A 21538-nucleotide genomic window follows, 5' to 3' on the forward strand; every position below is an offset into this window, starting at 1 on the left:
CGGCGCGGCCCGCTCCCGGACGCACCCCGGAGGCGCGGCCCGCCTCGATCCGGCCGCACACCCGAGGCGGACCGATACCGGTCAGGCGGACAGGCCGGCCGCCTCCACGTGGTCGAACACCTCGTCACCGGCCGCCCCCGTCAGCAGATACGCCTGCGCCTCGCCCACGTGGAAGTACATGCCGTGCAGCTCCAGCGCACCCTCCCGCAGGGCTCGGGACACCGACTCGTGGGTGTGCAGGTGCTCCAACTGCTGGACCACGTTGGTCAGACAGAGCTGCTCGACCGCGTCGGCCGGCGCCCGGTCCGCGAGCCGTGCCCACGGCCGGCCGTCGTCGGTCATGCGCTCCAGGCTGGGCAGCCCGTGCCGAAGCCACCGCTTGAGCGGCGTCGGCGGGCCGCCCGGTTCGGCGGTGAGCAGCGCCTGCATGGCCCCGCACCCGGAGTGCCCGCACACGGTGATGGACCGCACCTTCAGCACATCCACGGCGTACTCGATCGCCGCCGCCACCGAGTCGTCGCCGCTCTCCTCGCCCGGCAGGGGAACGAGGTTGCCCACGTTGCGCACCACGAACAGATCGCCGGGACCACTGGAGGTGATCATCGACGTGACGAGCCGTGAGTCGGCGCAGGTGAGGAAGAGCTGGGACGGACGCTGCCCCTCCCTGGCCAGACGCGCCAGCTCACCCCGCACGAGCGGTGCGGTGTTGCGCTGGAACGCACTGATGCCGCGCGCGAGTTGATGCCCGCTCCGGCTGTCCCGACCGCTCCGACGGCTCTGTCCGGTGGGGCCGCTCGGCCCACTCGGCTCGCTCGAACCACTCGGCTCGCTCGGAGCGCCGGTGTGGTCAGCGGGTGCCGCGGACCGTGAGGGTTGGCACTGGTGGTTGCGCCAGGGCGTCCAGGGACGGCAGAGGCAGCCGACGGAGGACTCGCCGTGCCCCTCGGCGAGCGGCATGGGCTCGCTGCTGCGGGTACCGGGTCTGCGGCCGGTCAGCTCGACGGAGCCGCCCTGTGCCGTGTGCGTGTTCTGCCAGTCCTGCAGTGACTCGTATGCCGCGTGGTCCATGAAGGACCCATCCAACTCCACCACGGCATGGGCACCTTGGGGTACCAGATGCAGGGCCCGGCTGAGCCGCGGCACCGCGAGGAACGTCAGCTGGCCCCGGACACGTACATGATGGACTCCTTCCCTTTCTTCGTGTTCTTCGTGCGTGATGCGGGTGCGGGCGAGGCGCTGCATGGCGACGGCGACGGCCACGGCGATCCCGAGGGTCACGCCCTCCAGGACGCCGAGGACCACCACGCCGAGTGTGGTGACGGTGTACACCAGCACTTCCCGGTGGCGGGTCACCGTGCGGATGTGGTGCAGGGACACCATCTGGATACCGACGGCCATCACCAGGGCGGCGAGTGAGGCGAGCGGGATGAACTCCAGGATCGGAACCATCAGCAGCGCGGCGACTACTACCAGAACGCCGTGCAGCATCGTGGAGTTCCGGCTCACCGCGCCGGCGTTCACATTCGCCGAACTTCTCACGGCCACTCCGGCGACCGGCAGCCCGCCGAGCGCCCCGGAGACGATGTTGGCGGCGCCCTGCCCGAGCAGTTCGCGGTCCAGGTGGGCGCGGCCGACGCGGGCGGTCAGTCCGGGGCGCGCGGCGGCCAGCTTGTCCACGGCGACCGCACCGAGCAGCGACTGCACGCTGCACACCAGTGTGGTGGTGAGCACCGCCGCGATCAGGCCGAGCACCGGGCCGTCGGGAAGACCGGCCAGGGCATGGCTGCTCCAGGACGGCAGGTCGACCTTGGCCATGCTCAGCCCGGCGAGCGAGGCGGCCGCGGTGGAGCCGGCCACGGCGACCAGCGCGGCCGGGATCTTCCGCAGCAGGCGCCCCGCCCGGCCCGGGATCCGCGGCCAGAGCAGCAGCAGGGTCAGGGTCAGCACGCTGACGGTCACCGCGGCGGGATGCAGGTTCGCCCACTGCGCGGGCAGCGCCCGGAGGTTGTCGAGGACGGAACTCTGCGGGGTGCCGCCGAGGACGATGTGCAGCTGGGCTACGGCGATGGTGACGCCGATGCCGGCGAGCATGCCGTGCACGATGGCGGGGCTGACGGCGAGCGCGGTCCGCGCCACGCGCAGGCAGCCGAGGCCCAGTTGGGCGAGGCCGGCGAGGACCGTGATGGCACAGGTCGTACGCCATCCGTAGTGGTGGATGAGGTCGGCGGTGACGACCGTGAGGCCCGCGGCGGGCCCGCTGACCTGGAGTGGACAGCCGCCGATCCGCCCGGCGACCAGCCCGCCGACCGCGGCGGCGACCAGGCCGGCCTGGAGCGGGGCGCCGGTGGCGAGGGCGATGCCCAGGGACAGAGGCAGGGCGATCAGGAAAACCGCGATCGAGGCCGAGACATCGGCTCCCGCGATACGGAAGCGGCGGTGCGGGGCCGGGGATGGACTGTGGGGCTGGTGGATGCTCTTGGTTCGAGTGGAGTTGGTGGTGCGGGTGGGGGCACAAGCTGACATGTTTCCCGTCTCCTCCGGGGCAGCGCGGTCGCGGATCAGGTCGTCCCGTCGATGGACGGGGGCGGGTCGCGGCCGTGGGTCACGGCGTGCAGCGGCGGGATAAATCAACACTCGGTAAACGAATCGTAATTCAGAGTAAAGGCCAGGCATGGACTTTCCTGGCAAATGGGGCAATCACTCACTCCAATGAGTGAAGCGGTCATTTCATCGGCTTGTCGTACTAATTCCTTCTCGGCCCCATGCGACCTTGGCGGCGCTGTCGGGCTTGCCCGGCATACCACCAGAAAACGCCCTCATCGGCGTTGGCCTGAGAGAAGGAAGAAGGTGAGCGGAACATGGCCGCCACCCACAGGATCGCCGCGGGCGCAGTGATCGCCGTGGCCTGTGCCGCATCGGTCGCCGGCTGCGCGACCGGATCCAACGGTCCCAAGGCAGGTTCTCCCGGTCCGCCGAAAGCCGTGCCGGTCCAGGCGCCGGGAAGCGCGGTCCGGCTGATCGGCGACGGCTCCACCGCGTACACCGGAGCGCAGCCGCACCTGCCGAGACCCGAGCGTCTGCGACCCGGCCAGAAGCCACCGCAGTTCGTCGTCTTCTCCTGGGACGGCGCGGGCGAGGACAGCCAGAAGCTGTTCTCCCACTTCCGCAAGCTCTCCAAGGCCAACCACGCGACGATGACGTACTTCCTCAGCGGCGTGTACATGCTGCCGCAGGAGAAGCGTGACCTCTACAAGCCCCCGCAGCACTCGCCGGGCCGCTCCGACATCGGCTTCAACGACGAGAAGGGCATCGCCGACACCGTCAAGCAGCTACGCCTGGCCTGGCTGGAGGGGAATGAGGTCGGCACCCACTTCAACGGCCACTTCTGCGGCAAGAACGGTGGAGTCGGCGAGTGGTCGGTCGACGAGTGGAAGAGCGAGATCGATCAGGCCAAGCAGTTCGTGAAGAGCTGGAAGACCAACGCCGACATGAAGAAGGCGGCTCCACTGCCCTTCGACTACGACAAGGAGCTCATCGGCGCGCGGACACCCTGCCTCGAAGGCCAGAAGAACTTCATGCGGGCCGCGAGCCAGATGGGCTTCCGCTACGACACCAGCGGGGTCAACGAACAGCTCTGGCCGAAGAAGAAGGAAGGCCTCTGGGACCTGTCCATGCAGCTCGTGCCCTTCCCCGGGCACTCCTACGAGCAGCTCACCATGGACTACAACTTCATGGTCAACCAGTCCGGCACCCAGACCCAGGGCGACCCCGACAAGTACGACTACTGGGGCGACCAGATGCGCGACGGCCTGCTCAAGGGCTTCCGCCGGGCCTACGAGGGCAACCGCGCGCCGCTGATCATCGGCAACCACTTCGAGTCCTGGAACGGCGGCACCTACATGCGGGCCATCGACGAGGTCGTCGAGAACGTCTGCAACAAGCCCGAGGTGCGTTGCGTGTCCTTCCACCAGCTCGCCGACTGGCTGGACGCCCAGGACCCGCAGACCCTGGCGAAGCTGCGCGCCCTGAACGTCGGCGAGGCCCCGAAGCAGGGCTGGACTTCCTTGCTGACCGGCCGCCCCGCCCCGGCCCCGAAGGGTGCGCCGGGGGCACAGGCGGTCAAGCAGTGACGGTCACAGGGAGGCGGTGACGCTCTCACCGAGCACGAACCCGGGGTCGACCTGCGCCGCCAGGTCGGCCCCGGTGCGCGCGTTGCCCCACGAGTCCGCGTTCTTCAGGTGGAAGTGCACCATCTGGCGCATGTAGCGCTCCCGGTCGCGCAGCTCGTACGTCGCGTCCACGGCGACCTCAAGGGTGCGCAGGGCGCGGCGGTTGGCGTCCTCCAGGAGCTCGAACCGGGGCGGGCGGCCCTTCTCCATGGCGCGCACCCAGTCCGAGTGCCCGACGGTCACGAGCAGGTCGTCCCCGACCTCGGCGCGGAGGAAGTCGAGGTCGTCCTGGCCCTGCACCTTGTTCCCGACGACCTTGAGCACGACGCCGAAGTCACGGGCGTACTCCTTGTACTGGCGATAGACGGAGACGCCCTTCCGCGTCGGCTCGGCGACGAGGAAGGTGATGTCGAAGCGGGTGAACATGCCGGAGGCGAAGGAGTCGGAGCCCGCCGTCATGTCCACCACGACGTACTCCCCGCGCCCGTCCACCAGGTGGTTCAGGCACAGCTCCACCGCTCCCGTCTTGGAGTGGTAGCAGGCGACCCCCAGGTCGGCGTCGGTGAAGGGGCCGGTGACCATCAAACGGACGGCGTCGCCGTCGAGTTCCACCGGCCGGGCGCAGGCCTCGTAGACCGGGTTGTCCTCGCACACCCGCAGCAGCCGCGAGCCCTCGCCGGGCGGGGTCGTCTTGATCATCGTCTCGGCGGAGGCGATGCGCGGATTCGAGCCGCGCAGGTGGTTCTTGATCAGTGACAGCCGGTCGCCCATCGCGGGCAGCGCGGCGGCCTCCGCCTCGTCCAGGCCGAGCGCGGCCCCCAGATGCTGGTTGATGTCCGCGTCGACCGCGACGACCGGCGCACCGGTGGCCGCGAGATGGCGGATGAACAGGGAGGACACGGTCGTCTTGCCGCTGCCGCCCTTCCCGACGAAAGCAATTTTCATGTTCACCAAGGGTAGTCGGGAGATAGCTGTAGGTGACAGGCGGAGTGAAGAAGACCACTCAAACGTGGGGCACGCGCCCGAGGTGGCTAGGGTCGTACTCATGAGTACGACAGGCGCGTCCGCCGATCCGCTCGCGGCCCTGGGTTCGCTGCCCGGTGTGACCGAGTCCGTGGAGTCCATGCGCAAGGCCGTGGACCGGGTCTACGGACACCGGGTCATGCGGCGCCGCAGCAACGAGATCACCTCTGAGGCGGCGCTTCGTGGTGCCCGCGGGTCCGCGGCCTTGTCCGGTGCCGACTGGGCCCTCGAAGAGGTGCGCCGGCGCACCGACTTCAGCGGTGACGACGACGCGCGCGTGGTGGGTGCGGCCCTGAGGCTGACCGCCGAGGCGGGCCAACTGCTCTCCATCTGGCGGCAGTCGCCGCTGAGGGTGCTGGCGCGCCTGCACCTGGTGGCCGCGGCGGGCAACGGGGACGAGGTGGGACGGCCGCGACAGACGGGCGAGCCGGTCGACGAGCCGCTCATCGAACTGCCGCTGCCGGACGCCGACGAGGTGCACGGCCGGTTGGAGGGCCTGTCCGAGCTGGTCATCACCGGCAGCTCCGCGCCCGCCCTCGTGATGGCCGCCGTCGTCCACGGCGAACTCCTCGCGCTGCGCCCCTTCACGTCCCGCAACGGCCTCGTCGCCCGCACCGCCGAACGCATCGTCCTGGTGGGCAGCGGCCTCGACCCGAAGTCCGTGTGCGCCGCCGAGGTCGGCCACGCCGAGCTGGGGCGCGCGGCCTATCTGGCGGCGCTGGACGGATATGTCTCCGGTACTCCGGAGGGCATGTCCGCCTGGATCGCCCACTGCGGCAGGGCGGTGGAGCTGGGCGCGCGCGAGTCGACGGCCGTGTGCGAGGCGCTGCAGCGTGGGGCGGCGTGAGAAACCGGGGAAAAGGGTTGCGGCGGTACGAGGATTCGTACCGCCGCTGGCATGTTCACCGGGTTACCAAGCGTCCTCGATGTATTGCCCATCAGGCCGGGAACCTTGCCCGTCACCTGGTGCGGCTGGCCCGTAATCGACGGGTCGACGTCGCGTGGGTGCTCGATGTCCATGCTCGGTCCGTGGGCCAAATGCGTTATTAAGGTGATCCTTTCGGATGTCCTTGGTCTCGCGGGCCGTTAACCCCTTTGTACTCCAGGACCGAAGCAAGCGGAACCCCCGGCTGTGCTTCTTTACTTTTAGTCTCAAATAGGTTGCAAACGGTCGTCGGTATGTCGAACGAGGTCTGGCAGTCGGTGAACCGGCAGTTCAGGCGACCGCCGACCGTCGTCGGCTCGCGTACCAGACCAGACCCGCGGTGGCGGCCGCGGCGCCTATTGCGGCGGCCGCGACGAGTGCCGGACGGGGCGGTACGGAGAATGTCGGGATCCGCTGCTTGAGCCGGACCGGCCGGTGGAAATCGAGAATCGGCCACCCGCGCGCGAGTGCCTCGCGGCGCAGCGTGCGGTCCGGGTTCACGGCGTGCGGATGACCGACCTCCTGCAGCATCGGCAGGTCGGTCGCCGAGTCGCTGTAGGCGTAGCAGCGGTCGAGGTCGTACCCCTCGGACCGGGCCAGCTCCTTGACTGCCTCCGCCTTCGTCGGGCCGTACGCGTAGTACGCCACCTCGCCGGTGAAGCAGCCGTCCTCGCCGACGACCATGCGCGTCGCCACCACGCGGTCCGCGCCGAGCAGCTCGCCGATCGGCTCCACCACCTCGGCGCCCGACGTCGACACGATGACGACGTCGCGGCCGGCGGTGTGGTGCTCCTCGATGAGGGAGGCGGCCTCGTCGTAGATGATCGGGTCGATCAGGTCGTGCAGGGTCTCGGCGACGATCTCCTTGACCTGCTGGACGTTCCAGCCGCGGACGAGCTGCGAGAGGTACTTGCGCGTCCGCTCCATCTGGTCGTGGTCCATGCCGCCGACGAGGAAGACGAACTGGGCATATGCGGTACGCAAGGCGGCGCGGCGGTTGATCAGCCCGCCTTGGTAGAACGACTTGCTGAACGTGAGCGTGCTCGACTTCGCAATGACCGTCTTGTCCAGGTCAAAGAAGGCGGCGGTGCGGGGCAAGGAGTGGTTTTCCACGACCCCGAGCATAGGTGCAGCCCATTCGGCGTAAGGTGTGGCGCGTGGGTTTGCCTGAGAAGGCTCTCGGGTACACCATGGAAGTCACGGATCGTTCGCGACCGTGCTAACGCGGTCCGGCTCCTCCCCCCCCGAGTCGGCCGTGAAGGCGACCCCCACTCTCCCCCCCGGTGGGGGTCGTCGCATGTCCGGGTGGGTTTTTCCTCTTTTCATGCGGCTGTACGGCCGTTGCGAGGCGGCTGCGGCCGCCTCTTCCGCATGCCCGCGATCCGTCACCGTGTGTAGTCGTCGGGCTGCTCTGAGGGAGTCGCGCCAAGCTCGTCGAGGGCGTCACCGGCATGGGTGATGGCGATATTCACAACCGCCGACTTGTCCACAGCTATCGATCAAGATCCACACGATTTCCGGGATCGCTGCACCGTGATTCAAACGCGTCCCGCTCACGCCGAGTTCATGACCGGATCCGGTTTGTCGGGCGGGTTTGGCCGGTTCGTATCGGCCGTTCATATGGAGACCGCTTGCCGGTTCTTCACACGTTTGGGAATCGCGTGGCCGCAGGAGCTGCGCGACAGATGCAGCGATGGGGGATGGAAACCGTGACCGGAGCCGTCACACACGAACCACCGCCCGCCGCCTCGGGGCGGCAGGCCGGGCCACTGATCGTCACGGAGGACGTCGAGCTGCTCGACGACCTGCTGCGGCTGTGCGCCGCGGCGGGGGCGACGCCCGAGGTCCACCACTCGGTTCCGCAGCGTGCGGGCGGTTGGGAGGCCGCACCGCTCGTCCTGGTCGGCGACGACGCGGCACGCCGCGTGCGCGGGGCCGCACGCAGACGAGGGGTGGTGCTGGTCGGCCGTGACCAGGACGACTCCGGGGTCTGGCGCCGGGCCGTCGAGATCGGCGCCGATCACGTGCTGATGCTGCCCGACGGCGAACAGTGGCTGGTCGACCGGATCGCGGACGTGGCCGAGGGCGTCGGCCGGCCCGCCCTCACCGTGGGCGTCATCGGGGGCCGCGGCGGGGCCGGAGCATCCACACTCGCGTGCGCCCTCGCCGTCACCTCGGCGCGCGAGGGACTGCGCACCCTGCTCGTGGACGCCGATCCACTGGGCGGCGGACTGGATGTACTGCTCGGCGGCGAGAGCGCCGAGGGACTCCGCTGGCCCGCCTTCGCCGCCTCCCGCGGGCGGGTCGGCGGCAGCGCCCTGGAGGAGTCGCTGCCGCAGCTCCACTCCCTGCGGGTGCTCAGCTGGGACCGCGGTGACCGCATCGCCGTCCCGGCTCAGGCCGTACGGGCGGTGCTCGCCGCGGCCCGGCGACGCGGCGGCACCGTGGTCGTCGACCTGCCGCGCCGCGTCGACGACGGGGTCGCCGAGGCCCTTGCCCAGCTCGACGTCGGACTCCTGGTGGTCCCCGGCGAACTGCGCGCCGTGGCCGCGGCCGGGCGGGTGGCGTCCGCCGTCGGCATGGTCCTGCGCGACCTGAGGGTCGCGGTACGGGGTCCGTACGCACCCGGGCTCGACGACCGTGAGGTGGCCCGGCTGCTCGGACTGCCGCTGGCCGGCGAACTGCCCGTGGAGACGGGGCTGCTGCGCCCGGGGGAGGGCAAGGCACCGCCCGCCGCCGGCGGCCGCGGGCCCCTGGCGCGCTTCTGCAAGGAGTTCTGGGAGCGGGCGCTGGTCGAAACGGGCGACGCATGAGCGGCGGTCCGGGCGCTTCGCAGGCGCCGTGGAGGTCGGGCGGCAGCGCGGCCGTGGCGACGGCCGGTCCGGGCCCGTCACAGGGGCTTCTGGACGGCGTACGGCAGTGGCTCGTCGAGAGCGGGGCCGAGCCGACACCCGCGCGCGTCGCGCAGGCGTTGCGGGAGCAGGGGCGGGTCCTGGGGGACGCCGAAGTCCTCGGCGCGGCCGAGCAGTTGCGGTCCGAACTGGTCGGCAGCGGTCCACTGGAACCTCTGCTCGCCGATCCGTCGGTCACCGACGTGCTGGTGACGGCCCCGGACCGGGTCTGGGTGGACCGGGGCGGCGGACTGGAGCTGACCTCGGTCTCCTTCCCGGACGCCGGTGCCGTACGACGTCTCGCGCAGCGCCTGGCCGCGGTGGCCGGACGGCGCCTCGACGACGCCCGGCCGTGGGCCGACGCCCGGCTGCCCGACGGGACGCGACTTCATGCGGTACTGCCCCCGGTGGCCGTGGCCTGCACATGTCTGTCGCTGCGCGTCGTGCGGCCCCGGGCGTTCACCCTCGACGAACTGGTCGCGGCGGGCACGGTGCCGCCGGGCGGGGACCGCCTGCTGCGCGCGCTGCTGGACGCGCGGCTGTCGTTTCTCATCAGCGGTGGGACGGGCAGCGGCAAGACGACGTTGTTGAGCGCGTTGCTGGGACTGGTCGGACGCGGCGAGCGGATCGTGCTCGCCGAGGACTCGGCGGAGCTGCGCCCGGACCATCCGCACGTCGTCCGCCTCGAGACCAGACCTGCCAACCAGGAGGGCGCCGGACTCGTCACGCTGCAGGACCTCGTGCGGCAGGCGCTGCGGATGCGGCCCGACCGGCTGGTCGTGGGCGAGGTGCGCGGGCCCGAAGTGGTGCATCTGCTGGCCGCGTTGAACACCGGCCACGAGGGGGGCTGCGGCACCGTGCACGCCAATGCGGCCGCCGATGTACCGGCCCGGCTGGAGGCGCTCGGTACGGCGGCCGGGCTCGACCGGGCCGCGCTGCACAGCCAGTTGGCGGCGGCGCTGTCGGTGGTCCTACATCTCGTGCGGGACCGGACCGGGCGGCGGCGGATCGCCGAGGTGCACGTCCTGGAGCGGGATCCGTCGGGGCTGGTGCGGACGGTGCCGGCGCTGCGGTGGGGCGCGGAGGCCTTCGCGTACGAGCGGGGATGGGAGCGGCTGCGGGGGCTGCTTCAGAGCGAGAAGCAGTAGCGGGACCAGGAGCGGGATGGGGAGCGAGAGGGAGCGGTGACGGAGATGGAGATCGGGATGGGTGAGACGGCGACGGGGGCGGCCGTGGCGTGTGCCGGTGCGGCGGCCCTGCTGATGGGCGGGTGGCACTCCGGAGCGCGCCGGGCCCAGCTGTTGCTCGCGGGAGGCGGGCTGGTGGGCACCGGGCCGCCGTCCTGGCGGGATGTGGCCGGGGAGCTGGGGCGCATCCGCGGGCGGCTGCGGGCCGAGTGGTGGGCGCTGCTCGCCGGCGTGGTGCTGGCGGTGCTGGGTGCGTCGGTGCTGCCGGTCGTCGCGGGGGCGGCCGGGGTGCCCCTGCTGCGGAGAGTCCGGCTGGCCGGGGAGGCCCGGCGGGCCCGGGAGAGCCGCGGGGAAGCGGTGATCGCGCTGTGCGGGGCGCTCACCGGGGAGGTGCGCGCCGGGCGGCAACCCGGAGAGGCGCTGCTGCGTACCGCGCGGGATTCCGGTGGGCTCGGGAGCGGGCAGGCCGTGGTGCTGGCGGCGGCGCGGTTCGGCGGCGATGTACCGGGCGCGCTGGAGGTGGCGGCACGCCAACCGGGCGCCGAGGGACTGCTGGGCCTCGCGGCGTGCTGGCGGGTGGCCGTGGACCAGGGTGCGGGCCTCGCGGCCGGACTCGATCGGCTCGAAGGGGCGTTGCGCGCGGAGCGGGATCAACGCGCCGATCTGCGCGCCCAGTTGGCGGGGGCGCGGTCCACGGCGGTGATGCTCGCGGGGCTGCCGGCGCTGGGACTTGCCCTCGGCACGGCCCTCGGGGCCCACCCGCTGCACGTGCTGCTGCACACCGGAGCCGGACTCGGCTGCCTGTTGGCCGGCGGGTTCTTGGACGGCCTGGGGATGTGGTGGGCGATGCGGATCGTGCGGGGAGCGGAGGCGGCGTGAGTGCGGAAGTTGTCCACAGGCTGGGGGTGACCGTGGGGGCGTTGCTCGTCCTCGGGTGGCTGCTGCGCCGGCTGGAGGCGGTACGGCGTGAGCGGAGGGTGATCAAGCGGCTGGCCGGGCTTGTGGCAGGGGTCGAGGTGACGCGGGCCGGGTCGCGCTTCGAGGTGCGGGAAGCCGCGCGCCGATGGCTGCCTGCCGCCGGGGTGGTGTGCGCCGGGGTGGTTCTGGTCGGCGGCCTCGCCGGTGTCCTGGTGGGGCTGGCCGTCGCGGGCGGGCTGTGGCGGTGGCGTGCGCGGCAAGCGGCGGCGGGCGGCGCGGAGATCGACGATGCGAACGAGACGGCCCGTCAACTCCCGCTCTCCGCCGACCTGGTGGCCGCCTGCATCGCCGCCGGTGCGGGGCCCGTCGTCGCGGCGCGGGCCGTCGGCGAGGCGCTGGGCGGCCCCGTCGGAGACGCGCTGGCGCGCGGCGCGGCAGAGGTGCGGCTGGGCGGCGAACCGGCCGAGGCCTGGCAAAGGCTCGCCGCACTACCGGGCGCAGGACCTCTGGCGCGGCTGCTGGAACGGGCCGACGTGTCCGGGCTGCCCGCCGCCACACCGGTCGCGCGCCTCGCGGCGGACGTCCGCGCCGACTGGGCCCGCGCCGCGACGGCACGGGCTCGGCGGGCGGCCGTCATGGTCACCGCACCGGTGGGCCTGTGTTTCCTGCCCGCGTTCATCGCGGTCGGCGTTCTGCCTGTGGTGATCGGGCTCGCGGGCGGGGTGCTGGGAGGAGGTGGTGGATGACGGGAGTGGTGCGGACGGACGGCGCCAGGTGGGTGCCCGAGCAGTAGGCAGTGGAGGTCGCGCGGCAAGGAGCCGACGTCGACGCGAGTGGTCAACAGGACTGAGCCTTACGGGGGTTGAGATGTGCAAGGCGGTACGGGCGCGGCTGCGTGCCCTGGTGTGCGGGGCGCGCGCGGCGCAGAGGGACGCGGGGATGGTCACCTCGGAGTACGCGATGGGGATCGTGGCGGCGGTGGCGTTCGCGGTGGTCCTCTACAAGGTGGTGACGAGCGGGCAGGTCAGCGCGGAGCTGCAGGGCATCGTGAAGCAGGCGCTCGATGCGCGGATGTGAGAGCGGATGCGAGAAGGGCGCGGACAGGGGGTTCGTCACGGCGGAGTCGGCCGTGGTGCTGCCGGTGCTGGTGATGTTCGCGATGGCGCTGGTGTGGGGGCTGCTGGCCGTGGCCGCGGAGATCCAGTGCGTGGACGCGGCGCGGACGGGTGCGCGTGCGGCGGCCCGCCAGGACCCGGCCGACTCGGTGGTCGCGGTGACCCGCGAGGCTGCCCCGCGCGGTGCGGAAGTCACGGTCGACCGGGAGGGGGACCAGGTCCGAGTGGTCGTTGCGGCGAAGCCCCCTGCCCTTCACGGCCTGCCCTTCGAAGTACGGGAGCAGGCCGTGGCTGCCACAGAGGAGACAGTGGGGGCGGGGCCGTGACAGCCGGGTCCACAGCCGGGTTCTCGGGGCGCCGGTGGGCTCCCGGCAGGGACGGTGACCGTGGTTCCGCCACCGTCTGGAGCGTCGGTGCGATCGCCGTGCTGTGCGTGGTGTTCGGCGTCGTGCTCGCCCTGGGGCAGGCCGTCGTGGTCCGGCACCGTGCGGCCGGCGGTGCGGACCTCGCGGCGCTGGCCGCGGCCGATCACTGGGCGGACGGGGCTGCGGGTGCCTGTGCCCGGGCCGACCGGGTCGCCCGGGCACAGAGCGCGCGGCTGGTGCGGTGCGCGGTCGTCGGCGAGATCTCGGACGTGACGGCGGCGTCGGGACGGGGCCCGTTCGCGGCGGAGGTCAGGGCACGGGCGGGGCCTGCGGGGCCGGAGCCGGTACCTCCGCCACAGGCTCCACCCGGGTCTGTTCCTCCGGAGTCCCCGCCACAGGCTCTGCCCCTGCCTTCTCCTCCGGGGCACCCCGCAGCAGCACCGTGAGCAGTCGCACCGCGCCTCTCTTGTGCAGCGGATCGTTGCCGTTGCCGCACTTGGGGGACTGGATGCAGGACGGGCAGCCGGCCTCGCACTCGCAGGAGGCGATGGCCTGGCGGGTGGCGGTGAGCCAGGCGCGGGCGGTGTGGAAGGCGCGCTCGGCGAATCCCGCGCCGCCCGGGTGGCCGTCGTAGACGAAGACCGTCGGCAGGAGGGTGTCGGGGTGCAGCGGGACCGACACCCCGCCGATGTCCCAGCGGTCGCAGGTCGCGAAGAGGGGCAGCATGCCGATCGAGGCGTGCTCGGCGGCGTGCAGGGCACCGCCGAGGATCTCCGGATTGATCCGGGCCTCGTCCAGCTGGTCCTCGGTGACCGTCCACCACACCGCGCGGGTGCGCAGCGTACGAGGAGGGAGGTCGAGCTTTGTCTCGCCGAGAACTTCACCCGTGATGAGCCGACGACGCAGAAAGGAGACCACCTGGTTGGTGACCTCGACGGAGCCGTAGCACAGGCGGCCGTCGCCCCAGGGGATCTCGGTGTCGGTCTCCAGGACGGAGATGGACGTCGTGTCGCGGGCGACCGTCGAGTACGAGGGGTTCGCCTGCTCGACCAGGGCCACCGAGTCCTCCAGGTCCAGGGAGCGCACGACGTACGTACGGCCCTGGTGGAGGTGGACCGCGCCCTCGTGGACGGTCGTGTGCGCGGCGCCCGCGTCGACCGTGCCGAGCAGGCGGCCCGTGCCGGACTCGACGATCTGCACCGGCCGGCCGCCCCCGCCGCGGATGTCGGTCAGGTCGGCGGCCCGCTCCCGGCGCGTCCAGTGCCAGGCCTTCGTCCGGCGGCGCAGCAGCTTCGCGGCCTCCAGCTGGGGGAGCAGCTCCTCACAGGCGGGGCCGAACAGGTCCAGGTCCTCGTCCGTCAAGGGCAGTTCCGCGGCGGCCGCGCACAGGTGCGGGGCCAGGACGTACGGGTTGTCGGGGTCGAGGACCGTGGACTCCACGGGTTGGTCGAACAGGGCCTCGGGGTGGTGGACCAGGAAGGTGTCCAGGGGGTCGTCACGGGCGACCAGGACGGCCAGCGCGCCCTGCCCGGAGCGTCCGGCGCGGCCCGCCTGCTGCCACAGGGACGCACGTGTGCCCGGATACCCGGCGATCACCACGGCGTCCAACCCGGAGATGTCGATGCCGAGTTCGAGGGCGGTGGTCGCGGCGAGCCCGAGGAGTTCCCCGGAGTGCAGGGCCTGTTCGAGGGCGCGGCGCTCCTCGGGAAGGTAGCCGCCGCGGTAGGCGGCGACGCGCCGGGCGAGGGAGCGGTCGACCTCGGCGAGGCGCTCCTGGGCGATCACCGAGATCAGCTCGGCGCCACGCCGGGAGCGCACGAAGGCGACCGACCGGACTCCCTGCACGGTGAGGTCGGTCAGCAGGTCGGCCGTCTCGGCGGTGGCGGTACGTCGGACGGGAGCGCCCTTCTCGCCCTGCAGCTCGGTGAGCGGGGGCTCCCAGAGGGCGAAGACCAGTTCACCGCGCGGGGAGGCGTCGTCGGCGACCTCGACCACCGGGAGGCCGGTCAGGCGACGGGCGGCGACCGAGGGCTCGGCGGCGGTGGCCGAGGCCAGCAGGAAGACCGGGGAGGCGCCGTAGCGCGCGCACAGGCGGCGCAGACGGCGCAGCACCTGGGCGACATGGGAGCCGAAGACGCCGCGGTAGGTGTGGCACTCGTCGATGACGACGTACTTCAGCGACTTCAGGAAGGAGGACCAGCGGGAGTGGGACGGGAGTATGCCGCGGTGCAGCATGTCCGGGTTGGTCAGGACGTAGTTGGCGTACTGGCGGATCCACTCGCGCTCCTCGAACGGAGTGTCCCCGTCGTACACCGCAGGGCGGACGGCATTTCCCAGAGATTGTGAAAGTTCCTTCACAGAACGGCACTGATCGGCCGCAAGAGCTTTCGTGGGCGCCAGGTAGAGAGCGGTGGCGCCGCGGCCGTTCGGGGCCTCGGAGCCGTCCAGGAGCTTCGAGAAGACCGGAACCAGGTAGGCCAGGGACTTGCCGGATGCCGTGCCCGTGGCGACGATCACCGATTCGCCGTCCAGGGCGTGCTCCGCGGCGCGCGCCTGGTGGGTCCAGGGATGCTCGACACCCGCGGCCTGCACCGCGGCGACGACTTCCGAACGAATCCGGTCAGGCCACACGGCATGGCGACCCTCACGCGGGGGCAAGTGCTCCGTATGAGTGATGCGCGAAGCCCGGCTCGGCCCGGAGGCGAGCCGGCCCAGGATCGTGCCCGGTTCGGGCCGGGAAGCAGGGCCCGCCGGGGATCGATCGGTTCGGTGATTCTTGGCCATCGGCACCGAGTGTGTCACTGGCGTGACGGACAATGGGACCAAGGCGTCGTGCACGCCTGCCGTAAGTGATTGAATGCCATCGCGGCTGGCGAACCGTTCCGGGGGCTCTGCCGAGGTGTCCCGAGGGACGACCGCTCGATTAGCAAGGTGCTGGAGGATCCGTGGACCTGTCCCTGTCGACCCGTACCGTCGGCGATCGTACGGTCGTCGAGGTCGGTGGAGAAATCGACGTATATACCGCGCCCAAGCTGCGCGAGCAGTTGGTCGAGCTGGTGAACGACGGGAGTTTCCACCTCGTCGTCGACATGGAGGGCGTGGACTTCCTCGACTCCACCGGGCTCGGCGTGCTGGTCGGCGGCCTGAAGCGGGTGCGTGCCCATGAGGGCTCGCTGCGCCTGGTCTGCAACCAGGAGCGCATTCTGAAGATCTTCCGTATCACCGGCCTCACCAAGGTGTTCCCGATCCACACCTCGGTCGAGGAAGCGGTGGCGGCCACCGACTGATCACCGCCCCGGGGAGCGGGACATGACCGCTCCCGGGACGGAAGAAGTTCCATGTGGGGGTCCGGGGCTTTCGGCGGCCCGGTCCCCCGACAGCACGCCCGTAGTTCAGAGGGGGATGCATGGCCACCGTTGAACTCCGCTTCAGCGCGCTGCCCGAGCACGTCAGGACCGCCCGGCTGGTGGCGGCGGCGGTGGCGCGCAGGGCCGGAGTGGACGAGGCCGTTCTCGACGAGGTGAGGCTCGCCGTCGGCGAGGCCTGTACCCGTGCCGTCGGACTGCACCAGAGCGCCGGCATCACGGCGCCGGTGAAGGTGCAGCTGGTCGAGGAGGAGAAGCAGTTCTCCATCGAGGTCGGTGACGAGGCACCCCGTTCGGCTCCCGGAGACAGGGCGCCGGGCTCGGCGGGCGAGGACATCGAGACCGAGGAGGACGAGATGGGCCTCGCCGTCATCAGTGGGCTCGTCGACGACGTCGAGGTCACCGCAGGGGAGCACGGCGGGCAGATCCGTATGACCTGGCCGACCACGCCACCCACCGCGGTGCTCACCTGACCGCACCCTCGTACGACATCCCGGGGCCCTGCTGAGCAGGGCCCCTTGGTGTTTTTCCGGACGTTCCCGCGAATTCGTGAATGAATTCACGATCAATGCTTCATAATTTGATCAAGCATCAATACAGCGTCAATGCCTTTGAGGCGTTACCTCCTTCGGGTTCTGTGGCGTGACGTCGATCATTTGCTGAAGAGCATGTGAAGGCTAATTCCGTTTACCGTGCTCTGTTTTGATCAGGTGCGGGGTACCTAGAATCCGTCCACATCTTGAGCTCAGCCCAAGCGTCAAGGAGGACGAATGGCGGGGCTTTCTACCCCTCATCAGTTGGATCACCCCACAACCCTCGCAGCGGCAGTACTCACGGACGACAACCGGATCATCGTGATGGTCATCGGGGTCGTCGCACTGGCCGCGCTCGTGGTCGCAGGCATCCTGGTGCGCCAGGTGCTCGCGGCGGGCGAGGGCACCGACAGCATGAAGGAGATCGCGGCAGCGGTCCAGGAAGGTGCGAACGCCTATCTGGCCCGGCAGCTGCGCACGCTCGGCGTGTTCGCAGTGGTCGTGTTCTTCCTGCTCATGCTGCTGCCCGCGGACGACTGGAATCAGCGTGCCGGACGATCGATCTTCTTTTTGATCGGTGCGGCGTTCTCGGCGGCCACCGGCTATATCGGCATGTGGCTCGCCGTGCGCAGTAATGTCCGTGTCGCCGCGGCGGCCCGGGAAGCGACTCCCTCGGAGGGTGAGCCTGAAAAGGATCTCACCGCCGTTTCGCACAAAGCCATGAAGATCGCTTTCCGCACGGGCGGCGTCGTCGGCATGTTCACGGTGGGGCTCGGTCTGCTGGGCGCCTCCTGTGTGGTGCTGGTGTACGCGGCCGACGCACCGAAAGTGCTCGAAGGCTTCGGCCTCGGGGCCGCCCTGATCGCGATGTTCATGCGTGTCGGCGGCGGAATCTTCACCAAGGCCGCCGACGTCGGCGCCGACCTGGTCGGCAAGGTCGAGCAGGGCATTCCGGAGGACGACCCGCGCAATGCCGCGACCATCGCCGACAACGTGGGCGACAACGTCGGCGACTGCGCGGGCATGGCGGCCGACCTCTTCGAGTCGTACGCCGTGACCCTGGTCGCCGCGCTGATCCTCGGCAAGGCGGCCTTCGGCGACGCCGGACTGGCCTTCCCGCTGCTCGTGCCCGCGATCGGCGTGCTCACCGCCATGGTCGGCATCTTCGCGGTCGCTCCGCGGCGGTCCGACCGCAGTGGCATGTCCGCGATCAACCGTGGATTCTTCATCTCCGCGGTGATCTCGCTCGTGCTGGTCGCGGCGGCCGTCTTCATCTATCTGCCCGCGAAGTACTCGGACCTCGACGGCGTCACCGATGCCGCCATCAAGGCCAAGGACGGCGACCCGCGGATTCTCGCGGTCGTCGCGGTGGCGATCGGCATCCTGCTGGCCGCCGTCATCCAGCAGCTGACCGGCTACTTCACCGAGACCAACCGGCGTCCCGTCATGGACATCGGCAAGACCTCGCTGACCGGCCCGGCCACCGTCGTCCTCGCCGGTATCTCGGTCGGTCTGGAGTCCGCGGTCTACACCGCGCTGCTGATCGGCCTCGGTGTCTACGGGGCGTTCCTGCTCGGCGGCACGTCGATCATGCTCGCGCTGTTCGCGGTGGCGCTGGCCGGCACCGGCCTGCTCACCACGGTCGGCGTGATCGTCGCGATGGACACCTTCGGGCCGGTCTCCGACAACGCGCAGGGCATCGCCGAGATGTCCGGCGACGTCGAGGGGGCGGGCGCGCAGGTGCTCACCAACCTGGACGCGGTCGGCAACACCACCAAGGCGATCACGAAGGGCATCGCCATCGCCACCGCCGTCCTCGCGGCGTCGGCGCTCTTCGGGTCGTACCGCGACGCGATCACGACCGGTGCGCAGGACGTCGGCGAGAAGCTCTCCGGAGCGGGCGCGCCGATGAACCTGATGATGGACATCTCGCAGCCCAACAACCTCGTCGGCCTCATCGCGGGCGCGGCGGTCGTCTTCCTCTTCTCGGGGCTGGCGATCAACGCGGTGTCGCGGTCGGCGGGTGCCGTGGTCTACGAGGTGCGGCGGCAGTTCCGCGAGCACCCCGGGATCATGAACTACACCGAGAAACCCGAGTACGGGCGCGTCGTCGACATCTGTACCAAGGACGCGCTGCGGGAGCTCACGACGCCGGGTCTGCTGGCGGTCATGGCGCCCATCGCCATCGGGTTCACGCTCGGTGTCGGCGCACTCGGCGCGTTCCTGGCCGGCGCGATCGGCACGGGCACGCTGATGGCGGTGTTCCTCGCCAACTCCGGTGGTGCCTGGGACAACGCGAAGAAGCTGGTCGAGGACGGTCATCACGGAGGCAAGGGCAGTGAGGCCCACGCCGCCACGGTGATCGGCGACACGGTCGGTGACCCCTTCAAGGACACCGCCGGTCCCGCGATCAACCCACTGCTGAAGGTGATGAACCTGGTGTCGCTGCTCATCGCGCCCGCGATCATCAAGTTCAGCTACGGCGACGACAAGAACCTCGGGGTGCGGATCACGATCGCGGTCCTCGCGCTGCTCGTCATCGCCGGGGCGGTGTACGTCTCCAAGCGGCGAGGAATCACCGTGGGCGACGAAGGCAACGCCGATCGGGTGGCCAAGTCGGCGGATCCCGCGGTGGTTTCGTAGGCGGTCTTACAAGGCTCGGCTCAAGAGGCGGGCGGGCGGCGCGTATTGACGCGTCGCCCGCCCGCGTCGTGCGGTCACATCCTCATCGTGAGGCTTCTCTCGCCTGGTGCAAATGGCCCTAAAAGGTCTCTTAGCGGACCTTCCGAATGCGGTGGTCGCCCGGTTGGCGTGTATGTTCCGGGGCCGAGAGCCATGGAAGGGACCAATCCGGTGAACAAGAAGCTCACGGCCGCACTGTCCGGCGGTGCGGTACTGGTACTGGCGCTGTCGGGATGCAGCAGCGACAACGGCAACGACAAGCTGGACGCCTGGGCCAAGCAGGTCTGCGACGCGGTGCAGCCGCAGGCCAAGAAGATCGAGGCCGCCAACGCCGCGATCCAGAAGGAGACCTCGGACAACAGCACGCCGGAAGAGGTCCGCAAGACCGATGCGCAGGCCTTCCAGGACATGTCCGACGCCTACAAGTCGATCGGTGCCGCGGTGCAGAGGGCAGGCGCGCCCAATGTCGACAACGGCGAGAAGAAGAAGACGGACGCGGTCAAGGAGCTCAACGACATCGCCGCCTCGTACGCCTCGCTGAAGACGCAGGTCGACAAGCTCGACACCAAGGACCAGGCGAAGTTCGCCGACGGCCTCAAGGACATCGCGACCTCGCTGGACAAGCTGAGCACGAGCGGCAATGACGCCCTGAAGAACCTCGAAGAGGGCGACGTCGGCAAGGCGATGGCCAAGCAGGACAGCTGTAAGACGGCGTCCGCCCCGGCGTCGTCCGGCGCGACGGCGAGCTGAGCCGGAGCTGCAGCGGACCCCCCGTCCCCGCCACAATGGGGGTGTGAGTACCTCCAGCCTGCCTGCCCTGCCCGCCACTCCCGCCTCCGGCCGTACCGGTGTCACCGCCCGGCTGCGGGACGCCCTGCTCGGGGCGTCCTTCACCGCCGACGGGCTGCTCGAACTGCTCGGCGCCCCCGCGTACGCGGCACTGGCCCGCAGCGAGACCGTGCCCGCGCTCAGGGCGACCCGCGGAGACACGCCGCTGGAGGTGCTCGTACGGCTGTTCCTGTTGCAGCAGCCGGTGCCGCACGCGCGCGTGGCGGGCGTCCTGCCGGTCGACGCGTGTCTGGAGAGCGGCTGGCTGGTGCGGGCCGGCGGGGCCTCCGAGGGCGACGTCGCCGCGACCGTGGATGTACGGCCCTACGGCGGGCCCGGCGGCGAGGACTGGTTCATCGTGTCCGACCTGGGGTGCGCGGTCGGCGGGGCCGGCGGGATCGGCAGCCGTGAGGAGGGCGTGGTCCTCGGCGTCGGTGGCGCGTCCACGACCCTCGCGGGCATCACCGTCCGCGGGCCCGTCTCCGCCGCCCTCGACCTCGGCACCGGCTCCGGCATCCAGGCACTGCACGCCGCGCAGCACGCCACGCGCGTGACGGCGACGGATCTCAACCCGCGCGCGTTGCACATCACCGGGCTGACGCTGGCCCTGTCCGGCGCCCCGGCGGCCGACCTTCGCGAGGGCTCCCTCTTCGAGCCGGTGCGCGAGGACGAGAAGTACGACCTGATCGTGTCGAACCCGCCCTTCGTGATCTCGCCGGGCGCGCGACTGACGTACCGCGACGGCGGGATGGGCGGGGACGATCTGTGCCGCTCGATCGTTCAAGGGGCGGGGGAGCTGCTGAACGAGGGCGGGTTCGCGCAGTTCCTCGCGAACTGGCAGCACGTGGAGGGGGAGGACTGGCAGGACAGGCTCCGGTCGTGGGTGCCGCGCGGGTGCGACGCCTGGATCGTGCAGCGCGAGGTGCAGGACGTCACGCAGTACGCCGAGCTGTGGCTCAGGGACGCCGGCGACCACCGCGGGGACCCGGCCGAGTACCAGGCGCGGTACGACGCGTGGCTGGACGAGTTCGAGGCACGCAAGGTGAGGGCCGTCGGGTTCGGCTGGATCACCCTGCGCAGGACGGGTGCCGCGGTGCCCTCGATCACCGTGGAGGAGTGGCCGCACCCGGTCGAGCAGCCGCTGGGCGACACTGTGCGGGCGCACTTCGGCCGTCTCGACTACCTGCGGACGCACGACGACGCGGCGCTGCTGGAGGCGCACTTCAGGCTCGCCGACGAGGTCGTCCAGGAGCAGGTCGGGCTGCCCGGCGCCGAGGACCCGGAGCACGTCGTGCTGCGCCAGCACCGCGGCATGCGGCGGGCCACCAAGGTGGACACGGTCGGCGCGGGTTTCGCCGGCGTCTGCGACGGTTCGCTGAGCGCGGGCCGCATCCTGGACGCGATCGCCCAACTGGTGGGCGAAGACCCGGTGTTGCTGCGCGACCGCACACCGGCGCAGATCAGGCTGCTGGTGGAGCAGGGGTTCATCGAGCCGGCCTGAGAGCCCCGACGCGGGCGGCACGAGAGCGCCGTCCTC

General features: G+C 70.9%; 17 protein-coding genes and 1 pseudogene. 14 read left to right on the forward strand and 4 right to left on the reverse strand.

Features of this window, described 5'->3' with window-relative positions; genetic code table 11:
• Positions 1-81: 81 nt before the first annotated feature.
• Complete coding sequence (locus ACYUED_RS24725; protein WP_491285109.1) at positions 82-2523, reverse strand: SulP family inorganic anion transporter; 2442 nt, start codon at positions 2521-2523, stop codon at positions 82-84.
• 335 nt (positions 2524-2858) lie between these two features.
• On the opposite strand from ACYUED_RS24725, the gene ACYUED_RS24730 reads away from it, so the two are divergent.
• A complete protein-coding gene (locus ACYUED_RS24730; RefSeq protein WP_491285112.1) occupies positions 2859-4130 on the forward strand; it encodes a polysaccharide deacetylase family protein in 1272 nt (423 codons plus the stop codon).
• A gap of 3 nt (positions 4131-4133) precedes the next feature.
• Here ACYUED_RS24730 and ACYUED_RS24735 read toward each other — a convergent pair whose 3' ends face one another.
• Entirely contained in the window at positions 4134-5114 is a 981-nt protein-coding gene (locus ACYUED_RS24735) for an ATP-binding protein (protein ID WP_491285114.1), read from the reverse strand.
• A gap of 100 nt (positions 5115-5214) precedes the next feature.
• On the opposite strand from ACYUED_RS24735, the gene ACYUED_RS24740 reads away from it, so the two are divergent.
• The gene (locus ACYUED_RS24740) at positions 5215-6039 is read left to right on the forward strand and encodes a Fic family protein (RefSeq protein WP_491285117.1); all 825 of its coding nucleotides are present in this window, start codon (positions 5215-5217) and stop codon (positions 6037-6039) included.
• 369 nt (positions 6040-6408) lie between these two features.
• On the opposite strand, the gene ACYUED_RS24745 is transcribed toward ACYUED_RS24740, so the two are convergent.
• Positions 6409-7242 carry an HAD family hydrolase gene (locus ACYUED_RS24745; protein ID WP_491285119.1) on the reverse strand — a complete coding sequence of 278 codons (834 nt, stop codon included), beginning with the start codon at positions 7240-7242 and terminating at the stop codon, positions 6409-6411.
• Between the two features lie 575 nt (positions 7243-7817).
• Between ACYUED_RS24745 and ssd the strand changes: the two genes are divergently transcribed.
• The 7 genes and pseudogenes from ssd to ACYUED_RS24780 all read left to right on the forward strand — a co-directional run.
• Entirely contained in the window at positions 7818-8930 is a 1113-nt protein-coding gene (gene ssd / locus ACYUED_RS24750) for a septum site-determining protein Ssd (RefSeq protein WP_491285123.1), read from the forward strand.
• Positions 8927-10156 carry a TadA family conjugal transfer-associated ATPase gene (locus tag ACYUED_RS24755; RefSeq protein ID WP_491285125.1) on the forward strand — a complete coding sequence of 410 codons (1230 nt, stop codon included), beginning with the start codon at positions 8927-8929 and terminating at the stop codon, positions 10154-10156. Before ssd ends, ACYUED_RS24755 begins: the two co-directional genes overlap by 4 nt.
• A 45-nt stretch (positions 10157-10201) precedes the next feature.
• Complete coding sequence (locus ACYUED_RS24760; RefSeq protein WP_491294414.1) at positions 10202-11074, forward strand: type II secretion system F family protein; 873 nt, start codon at positions 10202-10204, stop codon at positions 11072-11074.
• Complete coding sequence (locus ACYUED_RS24765; RefSeq protein ID WP_491285127.1) at positions 11071-11859, forward strand: type II secretion system F family protein; 789 nt, start codon at positions 11071-11073, stop codon at positions 11857-11859. Before ACYUED_RS24760 ends, ACYUED_RS24765 begins: the two co-directional genes overlap by 4 nt.
• Positions 11860-11980: 121 nt before the next feature.
• Entirely contained in the window at positions 11981-12190 is a 210-nt protein-coding gene (locus ACYUED_RS24770) for a DUF4244 domain-containing protein (protein WP_491285128.1), read from the forward strand.
• The gene (locus ACYUED_RS24775; RefSeq protein WP_491285131.1) at positions 12177-12554 is read left to right on the forward strand and encodes a TadE family type IV pilus minor pilin; all 378 of its coding nucleotides are present in this window, start codon (positions 12177-12179) and stop codon (positions 12552-12554) included. The genes ACYUED_RS24770 and ACYUED_RS24775 overlap by 14 nt, the downstream gene beginning before the upstream one ends.
• Positions 12551-12964 (forward strand): annotated as a pseudogene (locus tag ACYUED_RS24780) (Rv3654c family TadE-like protein); the annotation flags it as partial. The gene ACYUED_RS24775 and the pseudogene ACYUED_RS24780, both read left to right, overlap by 4 nt.
• Here the strand turns inward: ACYUED_RS24780 and ACYUED_RS24785 are convergent.
• Entirely contained in the window at positions 12903-15377 is a 2475-nt protein-coding gene (locus ACYUED_RS24785; protein ID WP_491285136.1) for a DEAD/DEAH box helicase, read from the reverse strand. The pseudogene ACYUED_RS24780 and the gene ACYUED_RS24785 overlap by 62 nt on opposite strands.
• A gap of 161 nt (positions 15378-15538) precedes the next feature.
• Between ACYUED_RS24785 and bldG the strand changes: the two genes are divergently transcribed.
• The 5 genes from bldG to ACYUED_RS24810 all read left to right on the forward strand — a co-directional run bounded on the left by bldG (position 15539) and on the right by ACYUED_RS24810 (position 21502).
• Positions 15539-15880: an anti-sigma factor antagonist BldG gene (bldG, locus tag ACYUED_RS24790; protein WP_003975386.1), complete on the forward strand. Its 342-nt coding sequence runs from the start codon at positions 15539-15541 to the stop codon at positions 15878-15880.
• A gap of 119 nt (positions 15881-15999) precedes the next feature.
• Positions 16000-16431, forward strand: coding sequence for an ATP-binding protein (locus ACYUED_RS24795; protein ID WP_266682808.1), 432 nt, complete (start codon positions 16000-16002; stop codon positions 16429-16431).
• Positions 16432-16728: 297 nt separating this feature from the next.
• Positions 16729-19134 carry a sodium-translocating pyrophosphatase gene (locus tag ACYUED_RS24800; protein WP_491285148.1) on the forward strand — a complete coding sequence of 802 codons (2406 nt, stop codon included), beginning with the start codon at positions 16729-16731 and terminating at the stop codon, positions 19132-19134.
• Positions 19135-19326: 192 nt separating this feature from the next.
• Positions 19327-19923 (forward strand): small secreted protein, encoded by a 597-nt coding sequence (locus ACYUED_RS24805; protein WP_491285150.1) that lies wholly within the window; start codon positions 19327-19329, stop codon positions 19921-19923.
• Positions 19924-19966: 43 nt separating this feature from the next.
• Positions 19967-21502, forward strand: coding sequence for a DUF7059 domain-containing protein (locus tag ACYUED_RS24810; RefSeq protein WP_491285152.1), 1536 nt, complete (start codon positions 19967-19969; stop codon positions 21500-21502).
• Positions 21503-21538: the final 36 nt, after the last annotated feature.

The sequence above is a fragment of the Streptomyces sp. DF42 genome (genome assembly GCF_058267695.1).

Bases quoted from the DNA above. Each gene is read 5' to 3' on its own strand.
- ACYUED_RS24725 (WP_491285109.1), bottom strand. From the start codon at position 2,523: ATGTCAGCTTGTGCCCCCACCCGCACCACCAACTCCACTCGAACCAAG.
- ACYUED_RS24730 (WP_491285112.1), top strand. From the start codon at position 2,859: ATGGCCGCCACCCACAGGATCGCCGCGGGCGCAGTGATCGCCGTGGCC.
- ACYUED_RS24735 (WP_491285114.1), bottom strand. From the start codon at position 5,114: ATGAAAATTGCTTTCGTCGGGAAGGGCGGCAGCGGCAAGACGACCGTG.
- ACYUED_RS24740 (WP_491285117.1), top strand. From the start codon at position 5,215: ATGAGTACGACAGGCGCGTCCGCCGATCCGCTCGCGGCCCTGGGTTCG.
- ACYUED_RS24745 (WP_491285119.1), bottom strand. From the start codon at position 7,242: ATGCTCGGGGTCGTGGAAAACCACTCCTTGCCCCGCACCGCCGCCTTC.
- ssd (WP_491285123.1), top strand. From the start codon at position 7,818: ATGGAAACCGTGACCGGAGCCGTCACACACGAACCACCGCCCGCCGCC.
- ACYUED_RS24755 (WP_491285125.1), top strand. From the start codon at position 8,927: ATGAGCGGCGGTCCGGGCGCTTCGCAGGCGCCGTGGAGGTCGGGCGGC.
- ACYUED_RS24760 (WP_491294414.1), top strand. From the start codon at position 10,202: ATGGAGATCGGGATGGGTGAGACGGCGACGGGGGCGGCCGTGGCGTGT.
- ACYUED_RS24770 (WP_491285128.1), top strand. From the start codon at position 11,981: ATGTGCAAGGCGGTACGGGCGCGGCTGCGTGCCCTGGTGTGCGGGGCG.
- ACYUED_RS24775 (WP_491285131.1), top strand. From the start codon at position 12,177: ATGCGCGGATGTGAGAGCGGATGCGAGAAGGGCGCGGACAGGGGGTTC.
- ACYUED_RS24785 (WP_491285136.1), bottom strand. From the start codon at position 15,377: ATGGCCAAGAATCACCGAACCGATCGATCCCCGGCGGGCCCTGCTTCC.
- ACYUED_RS24795 (WP_266682808.1), top strand. From the start codon at position 16,000: ATGGCCACCGTTGAACTCCGCTTCAGCGCGCTGCCCGAGCACGTCAGG.
- ACYUED_RS24800 (WP_491285148.1), top strand. From the start codon at position 16,729: ATGGCGGGGCTTTCTACCCCTCATCAGTTGGATCACCCCACAACCCTC.
- ACYUED_RS24805 (WP_491285150.1), top strand. From the start codon at position 19,327: ATGGAAGGGACCAATCCGGTGAACAAGAAGCTCACGGCCGCACTGTCC.